A 303-nucleotide genomic window follows, 5' to 3' on the forward strand; every position below is an offset into this window, starting at 1 on the left:
GACCGCCTGAGCTGGCTGCACCTGCTGCTCACCCAGCACGTCAGCGCGCTGCCCGCCGACACCGGCACGGAGGCCCTGATCCTCGACCTGCAGGGCCGCGTGCTGCACCACATGGTGGTCGGCCACTGCGCCGATGCCTCCGGGGACGCCGTGGTGTACCTCGACACCGAGCCCGGCGAGCTCGCCGAGCTGCTCGACTACCTGACGAAGATGGTGTTCTGGTCCAAGGTGGAGCCCCGCGACGCCACGGCGGAGCTCGCGGTGCTCAGCGTCGTCGGCCCCGACACACCCGCCGTGCTGGCC

The 303-nt window shown here is 71.9% G+C and carries 1 pseudogene; it reads left to right on the forward strand.

Annotated elements, in window-relative coordinates:
- Positions 1-303 (forward strand): annotated as a pseudogene (locus HX774_RS19640) (folate-binding protein); the annotation flags it as partial.

This window comes from Brevundimonas sp. P7753 (assembly GCF_013386595.1).
GTDB lineage: Bacteria > Pseudomonadota > Alphaproteobacteria > Caulobacterales > Caulobacteraceae > Brevundimonas > Brevundimonas bullata.